This is a genomic window from Leifsonia sp. HAY1-4F (assembly GCF_056755275.1).
Genome location: NZ_JBNDHX010000001.1, coordinates 14292 through 26897 on the forward strand (window position 1 = coordinate 14292; position 12606 = coordinate 26897).

12 protein-coding genes are annotated in these 12606 nt (G+C 70.4%); all 12 read right to left on the minus strand.

Going from position 1 to position 12606, the window contains the following annotated elements; all coding sequences use genetic code 11:
• Positions 1 to 102: 102 nt before the first annotated feature.
• The 12 genes from ACPYOG_RS00065 to hrcA all read right to left on the minus strand — a co-directional run bounded on the left by ACPYOG_RS00065 (position 103) and on the right by hrcA (position 12529).
• Positions 103 to 1548 carry an ABC transporter permease gene (locus tag ACPYOG_RS00065; protein ID WP_481292235.1) on the minus strand — a complete coding sequence of 482 codons (1446 nt, stop codon included), beginning with the start codon at positions 1546 to 1548 and terminating at the stop codon, positions 103 to 105.
• Positions 1545 to 2300, minus strand: coding sequence for an ABC transporter ATP-binding protein (locus ACPYOG_RS00070; RefSeq protein WP_481292236.1), 756 nt, complete (start codon positions 2298 to 2300; stop codon positions 1545 to 1547). Before ACPYOG_RS00070 ends, ACPYOG_RS00065 begins: the two co-directional genes overlap by 4 nt.
• A gap of 85 nt (positions 2301 to 2385) precedes the next feature.
• Complete coding sequence (locus ACPYOG_RS00075; protein WP_481292237.1) at positions 2386 to 3078, minus strand: response regulator; 693 nt, start codon at positions 3076 to 3078, stop codon at positions 2386 to 2388.
• A complete protein-coding gene (locus tag ACPYOG_RS00080; protein ID WP_481292238.1) occupies positions 3075 to 5015 on the minus strand; it encodes a sensor histidine kinase in 1941 nt (646 codons plus the stop codon). The genes ACPYOG_RS00075 and ACPYOG_RS00080 overlap by 4 nt, the downstream gene beginning before the upstream one ends.
• A gap of 129 nt (positions 5016 to 5144) precedes the next feature.
• Positions 5145 to 6038: a GTPase Era gene (gene era, locus ACPYOG_RS00085; RefSeq protein ID WP_481292239.1), complete on the minus strand. Its 894-nt coding sequence runs from the start codon at positions 6036 to 6038 to the stop codon at positions 5145 to 5147.
• Positions 6035 to 7507 (minus strand): hemolysin family protein, encoded by a 1473-nt coding sequence (locus ACPYOG_RS00090; protein WP_481292240.1) that lies wholly within the window; start codon positions 7505 to 7507, stop codon positions 6035 to 6037. Before ACPYOG_RS00090 ends, era begins: the two co-directional genes overlap by 4 nt.
• Before the next feature lie 8 nt (positions 7508 to 7515).
• The gene (gene ybeY / locus ACPYOG_RS00095; RefSeq protein WP_481292241.1) at positions 7516 to 7977 is read right to left on the minus strand and encodes an rRNA maturation RNase YbeY; all 462 of its coding nucleotides are present in this window, start codon (positions 7975 to 7977) and stop codon (positions 7516 to 7518) included.
• Between the two features lie 18 nt (positions 7978 to 7995).
• Positions 7996 to 9090 (minus strand): PhoH family protein, encoded by a 1095-nt coding sequence (locus tag ACPYOG_RS00100; protein ID WP_090037165.1) that lies wholly within the window; start codon positions 9088 to 9090, stop codon positions 7996 to 7998.
• Positions 9077 to 9451, minus strand: a complete 375-nt coding sequence (locus ACPYOG_RS00105; protein ID WP_481292242.1) for a histidine triad nucleotide-binding protein — start codon at positions 9449 to 9451, stop codon at positions 9077 to 9079. The genes ACPYOG_RS00100 and ACPYOG_RS00105 overlap by 14 nt, the downstream gene beginning before the upstream one ends.
• Before the next feature lie 151 nt (positions 9452 to 9602).
• Positions 9603 to 10331 (minus strand): 16S rRNA (uracil(1498)-N(3))-methyltransferase, encoded by a 729-nt coding sequence (locus ACPYOG_RS00110; protein WP_481292243.1) that lies wholly within the window; start codon positions 10329 to 10331, stop codon positions 9603 to 9605.
• Positions 10332 to 10336: 5 nt separating this feature from the next.
• Positions 10337 to 11449, minus strand: coding sequence for a molecular chaperone DnaJ (gene dnaJ / locus ACPYOG_RS00115; RefSeq protein WP_481292244.1), 1113 nt, complete (start codon positions 11447 to 11449; stop codon positions 10337 to 10339).
• 57 nt (positions 11450 to 11506) lie between these two features.
• Positions 11507 to 12529, minus strand: coding sequence for a heat-inducible transcriptional repressor HrcA (hrcA, locus tag ACPYOG_RS00120; protein ID WP_481292245.1), 1023 nt, complete (start codon positions 12527 to 12529; stop codon positions 11507 to 11509).
• Between the last annotated feature and the right edge of the window lie 77 nt (positions 12530 to 12606).

The following is a 12606-nucleotide window of genomic DNA, read 5'->3' on the forward strand; positions in this document are numbered from 1 at the left end:
GGCGGGCAGAGCGGTGCCGTTGTGGCGGCGACGTCCCATTATTGTCGGCTCACTTCACCGCTAGCTGAGGCTCTGTGAGAGTTCAGCCAACATTCAGCGGCGTCACTCGATGGCCAGTGCTGCCATCGGCGAGATACGCGTGGCCCGGCGGGTCGGAGCGATCGCGGCGAGGACGGCCAGCGCTGCAGCCGCGGCGGCGATCGCACCCAGGTACGGCCACGGGAGCGCCGGTGGGAGGAGGCCGCCGCCGGGGATCAGGCCGAGCAGCGACTGCGCGCCGATCCAGCCGTACAGAGTGCCGAGCACCAGGCCCGTGAGCACCGAGGCGATGGTCAGCTGGGCGCTCTCGGCGAGGATCATCCGGCGTACCTGGGCTGCGCTGAAGCCGAGCGCGCGGAGCAGCCCGAGCTCCCTGCCGCGCTGCAGCACGCTCAGGGAGAGCGTGTTGACCACGCCGCACGCGGCGATGACGGCGGAGAAGCCGACCAGCACGGTGAAGACAGCGAGCGTCCCTCCGATCACTCCTTCGGCTCCCGCGTACGAGTCCGGCTGCTTGGCGGCGGCGGCTCTCAGCTGCTGGAGCCAGGTCGACGCGGCCACGACGAACATCGTGATGAGGGTCACACCGATGACCAGGCCGATCGCCGTACGTGAGCTTCGCTCCGGGTTCCGCACGGCGTTCGCGGCCGCCAGCCTCCCGGCCGCTCCCCGGCCGAACAGCAGACCCACGCCGCGCACGACGGCCGGCAGGAAGAACGGCCCCGCCAGCACCGTCCCGGTGAACGAGAAGATGCCGCCGAGCATCGCGACGAGCACTCCGTCATGCGTGAGGTCGGCGAGCATCCCGCCTGCGGAGATGAACACGCCGAGCCCGAGCAGAAGCCCGAGAACGAGCAGCCCGGCACCCGAGACGATAAGGACGAGCGTGACCGCCAGGCGTCCCCGCGTGCGCACCACCGTCGCCGGCCGCTCCTGGGCAGCGCCGAGCGCCTGGATCGGCGTGACGGACAGGACCCGGCGGCTGCCGACCCACGAAGCCAGCCAGGTGGTGAGCACCACGACGACCGCCGGAGGGATCATCGTGAAGGTCAGCACGGGATAGAGCGCCTCCGGCAGGATGCCCGTCAGGACGAAGACGCGGACGGCGACCAGGGCGAGCACGGCGGCCGCTGCCCCGCCGGCTGCCGCGCCGATGAGGCCGACCACCAGCCCCTCGCCCGCGACCGAGCGACGCTGGGCGCCGGCGCTGGAGCCGATCAGCCGCAGCAGCGCGATGGTGCGGGTGCGGCCGGCGATGACGGTCGCAAACGTGTTCGTCGTGACGATGGCGCCGACATACACCGCGACCACGAAGAAAATGCCGGCCACGATGGCCAGGGCGACCTGCGCGCTGCCGTGCTCGCCCATCGGCGACCGGCCGATGTACGCACCCAGCACATTGACCCCGCCGACCAGAGCCACGCCGAATGCGGAGCTGAGAGCGGCGACAAGGATGCCGGCACGGTGGTCGCGCGAATTCGCCCGGAACGCGGAGAACGGCCGGCTCACGCCAGCGTCTCCATGCCGAGCATGAACGACGAGATCTCCTCGGGACTGGACCGGGTCCGCTCGGCGGCGACGCGCCCGTCCGCGAGGAACACGATGTGGTCGGCGAAGCCGGCGGCCACGGGATCGTGGGTGACCATGGCGATGCTCTGGCCGAAGGTGCGCGCCGCCTCCTGCAGGACGCCGAGCACCTCTCGACCGGTGCGCGAATCCAGGTTGCCGGTCGGCTCGTCGGCGAATACGAGATCCGGACGGGTCGCCAGCGCGCGGGCGATCGCCGCGCGCTGCTGCTGCCCGCCGGACAGTTCGTGCGGCCGGTGCGTGAGCCGGTCGCGCAGGCCGAGGGTGTCGATGAGGTGGTCGATCCACTCGGTCTGCTCCCGCGTCGGGCGGTGCCCGTCCAGCTCGAACGGGAGGAGGATGTTGCCGCGCACATCGAGCGTCGGCACCAGGTTGAACGACTGGAACACGAAGCCGACACGGCGGCGGCGCAGGAGCGTCAGCTCCGCATCCCGCAGGTGGGTGATCTCGGTGTCGCCGAGGAACACGCGGCCGCCGGTCACCGAGTCGAGGCCGGCCATCACGTGCATCAGTGTCGACTTGCCCGAGCCGCTCGGGCCCATGATCGCCGTGAACCGCCCGGCCGGGATGCCGAGGGTGACGTCGTCGAGCGCGTTGACGCGCCCGGCGCCCGTGCCGTAGGTCTTCGTGGCGGCCTCGACGCGCGCCACCGTGTCGGTGAGAGTCAGCTCCATGCCCTCCACGCTAGGGACGCGCGCATGTGTGGCGGATCGGGCGGCCGGCCGATCGTGTGTCCTCCCTGAGGATGATCCTGGACCGCTATTCGGGGACCGTGAGGCCGTGCTCGAACGCGTAGACGACCATCTGGACGCGGTCGCGCAAGCCCAGCTTGGCGAGGATGCGCGAGATGTGGGTCTTCACGGTCGCCTCGCTGAGGAACTCCGAGCCCGCGATCTCGGCGTTGCTGAGGCCCCGGGCGGCGAGCACGAAGATCTCACGCTCCCGGGAGGTGAGGGAGGCGAACTCCGGTGGGGCTGGACGCGCCGGCTGGGCGGACGAGAAGTACTCGAACAGCTCCCGGGTCGCCCCGGCCGCGATCACCGCGCTGCCTGCGTGGACCGTCCGGATGGCGGCGAGCAGGAACTCGGGTTCCGCGTCCTTCAGCACGAATCCGCTCGCACCCCCGCGGATCGCCCGGGCGGCGGCCTCGTCGAGGTCGAAGGTGGTGAGGACGACGATGCGCGGCGGTGTGCGGCCCGCACGCTCGGCGTCCGCGATGATCGTGCTCGTCGCGGCGATCCCGTCCATCACCGGCATACGGATGTCCATCAGCACCACATCCGGCCGGGTCTCGGCGGCCAGCCGGACACCCTCCTGGCCGTTGCCGGCCTCCCCGGCGAACTCGAGGTCGTGCTGAGAGTTCAGCAGCATCCGCACCCCGGCCCGGAACAACGGCTGGTCGTCGACCAGGAGCACCCGGATCCGGGGCGCGTCGACGCTCGTGGCCGTCACGCGGCGGTCCCCGGCAAGAAGGCGGACACCACGAACTCGCTGCCCTGCGGCGCGGCGGTGAGCGCACCACCGGCGAGGGAGGCGCGCTCGCGCATCCCGGGGAGCCCGTGCCCGATGCGGGGCAGGGAGCCGGTGGTGATCGGTTCGAGCGTGGTGTCTCTCATGGTGTTCCTCACGGTGATGATGAGTCCGGGCCCGCGGTCGGCGGGTCCCTCGGCGAGGACGACACTCGCCGGCCGGCTGGTGTCGCCGTGGCGCAGCGCGTTGGTGAGCGCCTCCTGCACGATACGGAAAGCGGCGAGCTGCGTTGCCGGGCGGAGGCGGGTCATGTCGCCACGGCGTTCCAGGACGACAGCGAGGCCGGCCGAACGGATGTGCTCGACGGTCTGGTCGAGGTCGGCCAGCGACGGTTGCGGGGCGTCGTGACCGGCCGGACCCGCGGGATCGGAGGGATGCGCGGGGTCGTTCGAGTCCGCCACACCGGTCGACGGAGACTGACGCAGTTCGGCGAGCAGCACCCGCACGTCTCCGAGCGCCGACCGGGCGGTCGATGCGATCGTCGCGAGCGCCTCATCCACCGCATCCGGGTCGGACTGGCGGGCGTAGCGGGCGCCGTCCGCCTGCGCGATGACGACGGCGAGCGAGTGCGCGACGACGTCGTGCATGTCGCGCGCGATGCGCGTCCGTTCCTGCTCGACGACCACATCCTCCACGGCTCGGTTGCGATCGAGCTCCGCCTCGGCACGCGCCCGCCGGGCCACCCGCGCGTTCCGCCAGGTGCGCACCAGCAGACCGAGCACCCAGGAGAGCCCGAGCACGGTCACGCTGACGACGAACAGGAACGCGAATCGCAGCGCGACGCTGGCGATCGCGCTCGACAGCAGGTCGTAGTACCCCTGCGAGACGGCCGCGGTGACCGTCAAGTACAGAGCGGCGACGACCGCACCCACGCCGGCGGAGATGAGCCCGGCCCCGCGGACGATCCGGTCGCCGTACGCACCTGTCGCGTACAGCACGACGAGCACACCGATGTCGGCAACGAGGATGCTGTGCCCGGTCGTCATCTGCAGCACCGCCGCCAGCCAGGCGATCGAGAGTGCGACAGCCGGAGACACCCGCCGGAGGGCGATTGCGACGGCGAAGGCGGTCATCACCAGGAACGAGGACCGGTCGGCGGCGCCCCCGGCCACCAGGCAGACCGCCGTGAAGGCAACCGCCCCGCCGATGTCGAACGTGAGCTGCGGCCGGGTCAGCCGGCGCACGAGTTCCGGGCGGGACGGGTCGTCCTCGTTGATCGGGGCTCCCCCGCTCGAGGCCAGCCAGACCAGGAACGAGCGGCTGTGCGCCCGGTCGGGCGTGCTCTCCGCGCCGAGGGCACCTTCCGCGGCGGCCGCACTCTGGGCGGCCCGCTGGCGCGCCACCAGGAAGCCGAGCAGCCAGGCGGCCACGAAGATCACCGCCAGCAGCAGGCTCATCAGCGCGAACCCCAGCCCCTGACTGGTGTAGTAGCCGCCGATCACCGGCCCGAACTGCGGGAACTTCAGGTCGCCGAGCACCGTGAACAGGAACGCGGACGCCGGCGCGAGCAGGATCGCGGACACGAAGTCCAGCCAGCGCAGCGCGCGTCCTCCGTGCGCCGCGACCCCGACGAGCGTCACGACGACCGCGATCGCCGAGATCACGCGGAACGTCCCGGGAAGGGGCGCCCGCTCCGTCAGCTCCAGCAGGACGGCGACCCACACGAGGCCCAGGGCGACCCCGGGGAGGATGCGCGAGAGCGCGACCGCTGCACAGTAGAACACGAGAGCGAGGGCGGCCGCCACGTCGAACGGCAGCCCGGTCACCAGCCACGCCGCGAACAGCGCGACGGCCAGCGCCGGCTCCAGCACCCAACGGTGCGGCGCGAGTGCGCTCAGCAGTCGGCGGCGGTCGGGCATGGTTCTACGGTACGGTCCTGCGGCGCCGACCCGCGCATCCCGGCGCAGCAATCATCCTCGAGATGTACTCCAGACCTGCGGCGCCGCCCGCCGCTGCTGCGCGGCGCCGCCCCGCCGCCGGGCATCGGGTCAGAAGCCGAGGCGGCCCAGCTGCTTCGGGTCGCGCTGCCAGTCCTTGGCGACCTTCACGCGGATCGACAGGAACACGTGCCGCCCGAGCAGGCGCTCGATCGGCTCGCGCGCCGCGGCGCCCACATCGCGGATGCGGCTGCCGCCCTTGCCGATCACGATGGCCTTCTGGCTGTCCCGCTCGACGAACAGGTTGGCGTAGACCTCCACGAGGTCTTTATCGTCCCGCTCCACGATGTCGTCGATGGTGACGGCGAGCGAATGCGGCAGCTCGTCGTCCACGCCCTCCAACACCGCCTCGCGGATGTACTCGGAGATCCGATCTTCGATGCCCTCGTCCGTGATCGCTTCGTCCGGATACAGGGGGCTGGGCGAGGTCGGCAGCAGCTTCAGCAGCTCCGACGTGAGCGTGTCCAGCTGGATGCCGCTCGTCGCCGACACCGGGATGATCGCCTCCCACTCGCGCAACGCCGACACCGCGAGCAGCTGCTCGGCGACCTGGGTCTTGCCCACCGCATCCACTTTGGTCACGATGGCCACCTTCTTGGCGCGCGGGTACTCGTCCAGCTGCTCGTTGATGAAGCGGTCGCCCGGGCCGATCTTCTCGTCGGCCGGGACGCAGAAGCCGACCACGTCGACATCGCCGAGCGTGGACTGCACCAGGCTGTTGAGCCGCTCGCCGAGAAGCGTGCGCGGCCGGTGGATGCCCGGCGTGTCCACGAGGATGAGCTGGCCGTCCGCCCGGTGTACGATCCCGCGGATGGCTCGCCTGGTCGTCTGCGGCTTCGAGCTCGTGATCGCGACCTTCTCGCCGACGAGAGCGTTGGTCAGCGTCGACTTGCCCACGTTCGGGCGGCCGACGAACGAGACGAATCCTGCGTGGTACTCGGTCACGATCGGGTCTCCTGGGTGGTGGTGTGGCGGGTCTCGGTGCGGCGGTCGGGCCGAGGGGGTTTGTCATGGCGGTCGGGCTTGTCGTGGCGGTCGCTCTTGTCCGGGCGGCTCGGCCGATCGGTTCGCTCCTGGCGATCCGTGCGCTCCTGGCGCTCGGCGCGCCGCTCCTCGTCGCGCGTGGAGCGCGCCCGCTCGCCCGGCTCGGGCAGCAGCGCGACATCCCGTTCCGCCAGGACCGTCGCGACGTGCTTGTGCCGCCCTTCGATGCGCTCGACCGTGAAACGGAGCCCATGGACACTCACGGTCGACCCGACCTCCGGCAACCGGCCCAGCGCCTTGGTCACGAGTCCGCCGACGCTGTCGACGTCGTCCTCCTCGATCTCGATGTCGAACAGCTCGCCGAGGTCGTCGATGGGGAGACGGGTGGCGATGCGGTATCGGCCGTCGCCGAGCAGCTCCACGAGCTCCACCTCATGGTCGTACTCATCGGAGATGTCGCCGACCAGCTCCTCGATGAGGTCCTCGAGCGTCACCAGTCCCGCGATGCCGCCGTACTCGTCCACGACCATCGCGAGGTGGTTCGACTCGCGCTGCATCTCGGCGAGCAGGGCGTCCGCCTTCTGCGACTCCGGCACGAACAGTGCGGGACGAGCCAGATCGCGGACCGTGATCTCGTCGGCGCCGAGCGGGCGCTCGTAGCTGAGCTTGGCCGCATCCCTCAGGTAGAGGATGCCGGCCACCTCGTCGGGATCGCCGCCCTCGATGACCGGCATGCGGGACACCCCGGTGCTGAAGAACAGGCCCATCGCCGTGCCGAGGCCGGCCGTCGCATCCACCGTGATCATGTCGGTCCGCGGGATCATGACCTCGCGGACGACGGTCGCGTTGAACTCGAAGATCGAGTGGATGAGCTCGCGGTCGTCCTCCTCGAGCACCTCGAACTCGGTCGCTTCGTCGACGATCGAGAGGAGCTGCTCCTCGCTGGTCACCGGTGCGGACCGCGCGCGGGACGGCGTCACCCGGTTGCCGAGGCCCACCAGCCCGTTCGGGATGGGGCCGAGGACGACCCGGACGAAGCGGATCAGCGGGCCGGTCAGCTGCAACAGCAGCGTTGAGTTCGCGCGGCCGACGCTGCGCGGGCTCACCCCGACCAGCACGAATGAGGCCGCGGTCATGATCAGGGCGGCGAGGATGAGGGAGAGCCACCACTGCTCGAAGATCTGCTCGAAGGCGAGCGTGACCAGGACGGCGGCGGTCGTCTCGGCCAGGAGGCGCGCGAAACTGACAGCGTTGAGGTAGGCGCCCGGGTCGTCTGCGATCGCGCGCAGCGACGTCTTCGCCCGGGACGTCTCCGCCAGGTCGGCGATATCGCCGCGGGACTGGACGCCGAGGGCGGAGTCCACCGCGGCCATCAGACCGCCGAAGGCCACCAGCAGGAACGCGACGACGAAGAAGAGCGCCTGCAGCATCCCGCCTCCTATCGCTGTCGGTCGTAGCGCGCGAATCCGACGAGGATGTCGCGCTGGATCGCGAACATCTCGCGCTCCTCGGCCGGCTCGGCGTGGTCGAACCCCAGAAGGTGCAGGATGCCGTGCGTCGTCAGCAGCAGGAGCTCATCCATCAGCGAATGGCCGGCGGTCTCGGCCTGAACCTGCGCGACCTGCGGGCACAGCACGACATCGCCGAGCAGGCCGGCAGGCGACGGCTCCTCCTCGGTGCCGGGGCGCAGCTCGTCCATCGGGAAGCTGAGGACGTCGGTCGGGCCGGGCTCGTCCATCCACTGCACGTGCAGCTGCTCCATCGCCGCCTCGTCGACGAGGACGATCGCCAGCTCGGCGTCCGGGTGGACGTGCAGGATGTCGAAGGAGTAGGACGCCAGCCGCTGCAGGGCGGCCTCATCCACCGGGATGGTCGACTCGTTGTTGATCTCGATGCTCACTGCGGCCCTCTCGTCTGGCTATCGGCGCTTCGGGAGGTGGTCGCGCGGGAATGCGCCGCGGCGCTCAGCGCGATTGGCGAACTCGGCCGCCTGCTCGCGCTCGTAGTGGCGGGCCTGCTGGCGCGCGTCGTACTCGGTGTAGGCGTCCACGATGCGCCCGACCAGGTTGTGCCGGACCACGTCCTCGCTGGTGAGGCGGGTGAAGTGGATGTCGTCGATGTCGTTCAGCACACGGGTGACCAGCCGGAGGCCGCTCGCCGCGTTGGGCAGGTCGACCTGCGTGATGTCGCCGGTCACGACCATCTTCGAGTTGAAGCCAAGCCTCGTCAGGAACATCTTCATCTGCTCGGGCGTCGTGTTCTGCGCCTCGTCGAGGATGATGAACGAGTCGTTCAGCGTCCGCCCGCGCATGTACGCGAGCGGTGCGACCTCGATGGTGCCGGCTGCGAGCAGCTTGGGGACGAGGTCGGGGTCCATCATCTCGTTGAGCGCGTCGTAGAGCGGCCGCAGATACGGGTCGATCTTGTCCGTCAGCGTGCCGGGCAGGTAGCCCAGTCGCTCCCCCGCCTCCACCGCCGGACGGGTCAGGATGATGCGGGTGACCTCTTTGCGCTGCAGCGCCTGGACGGCCTTCGCCATCGCGAGGTAGGTCTTGCCGGTTCCGGCCGGCCCGATGCCGAAGACGATCGTGTTGTGGTCGATCGCGTCGACGTACTGACTCTGCCCGAGCGTCTTGGGGCGGATGCTCTTGCCGCGAGCGGTGAGGATGGCCTGGCCCAGCACGTCCGACGGGCTCAACTTGAGGTCGGTGCCGAGCATCCGGGCGGAGCTGGTGACCTCGGCCGGGGACAGCTCTTGTCCGTTGCGGACCATCTGCAGCAGCTCCTCCACGAGGCGCTGAGCCGCGGCGACCTGCGTCGGGTCGCCGGTCAGGGTGATCTCGTTGCCGCGCACATGCACGTTCACGAGCGGATACTGACGCTCCAGAGTGGTGAGCAGGCGGTCCTGCGGGCCCAGGAGCCGGACCATCTGGACGCCGTCGACACTCAGGTGAGCTTCGGCGGCCGGTTCCCCTGCGCTCGACGGTCCGGGGGTGAATTCAGAGCTGGGCAAGGGATCCTTCCTCGAGGCTGCTACCTCGATCGTTGGCGCTCAACAGGTGGGCATGGACGTGGAACACGGTCTGGCCCGCGCCTGCGCCGGTGTTGAAGATGAGACGGAAGTCGCCGTCCGAATGCTCGTCGGCCAGCTGCTTCGCCGTCGCGACGAGCTCCGCGAGCAGCGCCGGGTCGCCAGCGGCGAGCTCCACCACGTCGCGGTAGCGCTCCGTCTTCGGCACGACCAGCAGGTGCACCGGCGCCTGCGGCGCGATGTCGCGGAACGCGATCAGCCGATCGCTGTCGTACACCACGTCGGCCGGGATCTCACCCGCGATGATGCGGGAGAAGATCGAGCGCTCCGTCTGTTCCTCCATGGCTCCATCCTATTCGCCCCCTCCGACCCTCCATCGAGTCCGCAGAGATTGAACGGTCTGAGCCCTCGCAGCGTGCAATCTCTGCGGACTCGATGGCGGGGCTGGAGGGTGGGGCTGGAGGGTGGGGGGCGCTCGTGATTCGCGGGAGCTGTTACCAGCGGCGGAGGGCGGCGTTCAGGACGGCGAGGGCGGCGGGGCCGGCCGTGGAGGTGCGGAGCACCGTGTCGCCCAGGCGGACGAGCTCGGCGCCCGCGTCACGGAAGGCCTCCAGCTCCTGCGGGGCGATCCCGCCCTCCGGCCCGACGACGAGCACCAGGTCGCGGGCGTCCGGGACGACGCCCGTCAGCGGCGCCGACGCGTCCGGCTCCAGGACGAGCACGCGCGCGCCCGCGGTGAGCGCGGCGACCTGCTTCGTGGTCGCCAGCTCCCCCACCTGCGGTGTCCACGCGCGGATGGACTGCTTCGCAGCCTCCCGCACGATCGCCGACCACCGCTCGCGGCCCTTCGCCACCTTGGGACCTTCCCACCGGGACACCGAGCGGGACGCCGCCCACGGCACCACCGCATCCACCCCGAGCTCCGTGGCCGCCTGGATGGCGAGCTCGTCGCGGTCCCCCTTGGCGAGCGCCTGGACGAGCGTGATCGAGGGCGTCGGGCGCTCGACGCGCGACACCGCCTCCACGTCGATGGTCAGCTCGCCCGTGGTCGCGACGAGCACCTCGCCGGAGGCGACGAGTCCCCGGCCGTTGCCGATCAGCACCGACTCCCCCGGTCGCGTGCGGTTCACGGTGGCCGCGTGCTTCGCCTCGGCGCCGGTCAGCGACAGGCGGGCGCCGACCTCGACATCGTCGAGATCCTCCCGCAGGTAGAGGGACGCCACGACGGCTACAGGTTCAGGAACCGGTCGCGCAGCTTCGCGAACAGCCCCTGCTGGAAGTGCGCGAGCGACGGCTCCGCAGCCGTATGAGCGGCCGCGAACTTCTTGATCAGCTCCTTCTCCTTGTGGTCGAGCTTCGTCGGAGTGACCACCTGGATGCCGACCCGCAGATCGCCGCGCCCGGTACCCCGCAGGTGTGTGATGCCGCGATCCTTCACCGTCACGATGTCCGCGGACTGCGTCCCGGGCTTCAGTTCGAGCCGGATGTCGCCGTCGAGCGCCTTCACCGTCGCGGTGGTGCCCAGGATGGCATCCGTCATCGACATCTCGAGCGTGCACAGCAGGTCGTCGCCGTCGCGGCTGAACACCTCGTGGTGCTTGACCTTGATCTCCAGGTACAGGTCGCCGTTCGGGCCGCCGGCAGGTCCGGCCTCACCGCTGCCCGGCATCTGCAGCCGGAGCCCGGTGTCCACGCCCGCGGGGATGTCGACCGGAACCGTGCGGCGCGCGCGCACGCGTCCCTGGCCCTGGCAGGTCACGCACGGCGTCGCGATGACGGTGCCGTAGCCGCGGCACGTGCCGCAGGGGCTCGAGGTCATCACGTTGCCGAGCAGCGACCGCACCGACCGCTGGATGCTGCCCGTCCCGTGGCAGATGTCGCAGGTCACCGGGCGGGTGCCCGGCTGGCAGCAGGAGCCGTTGCAGGTCTCGCAGACGACCGCCGTATCCACCTCGAGATCGCGGTGGGTGCCGAAGATGACCTCGTCGAGATCGATCTCGACGCGCAGCAGCGCATCCTGCCCGCGCTCGCGCCGGGACCGCGGACCGCGCGACGCTCCCCCGCCCCCGCCGAAGAACGTCTCGAAGATGTCGCTGAAGCCGGCGAAGTCGGCTCCGCCCGCCCCGCCGAAGCCGCGCGAGTCGCCCAGGTCGTACTGCTGCCGCTGCTGCGGGTCGCTCAGCACGTCATACGCGTGCGTGACGAGCTTGAACCGCTCCTGGGCCTCCGAACTCGGATTCACATCCGGATGCAGTTCGCGTGCCAGGCGGCGGTATGCCTTCTTGATCTCGTCGGGGCTGGCGTCGCGCTCGACGCCCAGGACTTCGTAGTGGTCGGCCACGTGGGGCTGTTCCTTCTTCTTGTCGATTACGTGTGGTGTTCGCCGGCGGCGTGCGGCCTACTGGTCGCCGAGCAGCCGCGAGAGGTAGCGGGCGACCGCACGGACGGCCGCCATGTTTCCGGAGTAGTCCATGCGGAGCGGACCGAGCAGGCCCACGCGGGCCACATCCGATCCCGCCGCACTGTAACCGCTGGAGAGGACGGAGGCTTCCGTCAGACCGAAACCCGTGTTCTCGCGGCCGATGCTCACGGCGACCCCGTGCTGGTCGGTGGCCATCTCATCGAAGAGCCGCAGCAGGACGACCTGCTCCTCGATCGCCTCGAGCACCGGCGTGATGGTTCCCGGGAAGTCGAGCTCGGTGCGCACCAGGTTCGCGGCGCCCGCCATGACGAGCTTCTCCTGGCGGTTGGCCGCGATCTGGTCGAGCAGGGCGCTCGCCACCGGCTCCACCAGCGGACGCGTGCGATCGGTGAGCGCTCCGGGCAGCTCGCGCAAACGCGCCGCCGCCTCGGCGAGAGTGAGCCCGGCCGCCGCTCCGTTGATCGCGCCGCGGATCTCCGCGACCTCCTCGTCGCCGAGATCGAAGCCCAGGTCGATGACCCGCTGCTCGACGGCGCCCGAATCGGTGATCAGAACGCTGAGCAGGCGGTGGGGCGACATCGCGACGAGCTCGATGTGGCGGATGCGCGAACGCGCCACCGAGGGATACTGCACGAGCGCAACCTGGTTGGTGAGCTGGGACAGCAGCCGCACGGTTCGCGAGAGGACATCATCCAGATCGGCCGACTGCCCGAGGAAGGTCTCGATCGCGGCCCGCTGCGCGGAGGTGAGCGGACGCATCTCGGCCAGGTGGTCGACGAACAGGCGATAGCCCTTGTCGGTGGGGACGCGGCCCGAGGAGGTGTGCGGGGCCGCGATCAGGTCCTCCTCCTCCAGCAGCGCCATGTCGTTGCGGATGGTCGCGGCCGACACGCCGAAGGAGTGCCGCTCCACGATGCTCTTGGACCCGACCGGCTCGCGAGACGCCACATAATCCTGAACGATGACGCGCAACACTTCGAGGCTGCGTTCTGAGACCATCTCCGCCTCCCGTCGACCGATTAGCACTCGCGGTTCCTGAGTGCCAATGCTACCGCGCAGAAACACCCGCCAGGTGA

What these genes read in the sequence shown, in the direction of transcription:
- ACPYOG_RS00070 (WP_481292236.1), bottom strand. Translation starts at nt 2,300, where the DNA reads ATGGAGCTGACTCTCACCGACACGGTGGCGCGCGTCGAGGCCGCCACG.
- ACPYOG_RS00080 (WP_481292238.1), bottom strand. Translation starts at nt 5,015, where the DNA reads ATGCCCGACCGCCGCCGACTGCTGAGCGCACTCGCGCCGCACCGTTGG.
- ACPYOG_RS00090 (WP_481292240.1), bottom strand. Translation starts at nt 7,507, where the DNA reads ATGCTGCAGGCGCTCTTCTTCGTCGTCGCGTTCCTGCTGGTGGCCTTC.
- ACPYOG_RS00105 (WP_481292242.1), bottom strand. Translation starts at nt 9,451, where the DNA reads ATGGAGGAACAGACGGAGCGCTCGATCTTCTCCCGCATCATCGCGGGT.
- hrcA (WP_481292245.1), bottom strand. Translation starts at nt 12,529, where the DNA reads ATGGTCTCAGAACGCAGCCTCGAAGTGTTGCGCGTCATCGTTCAGGAT.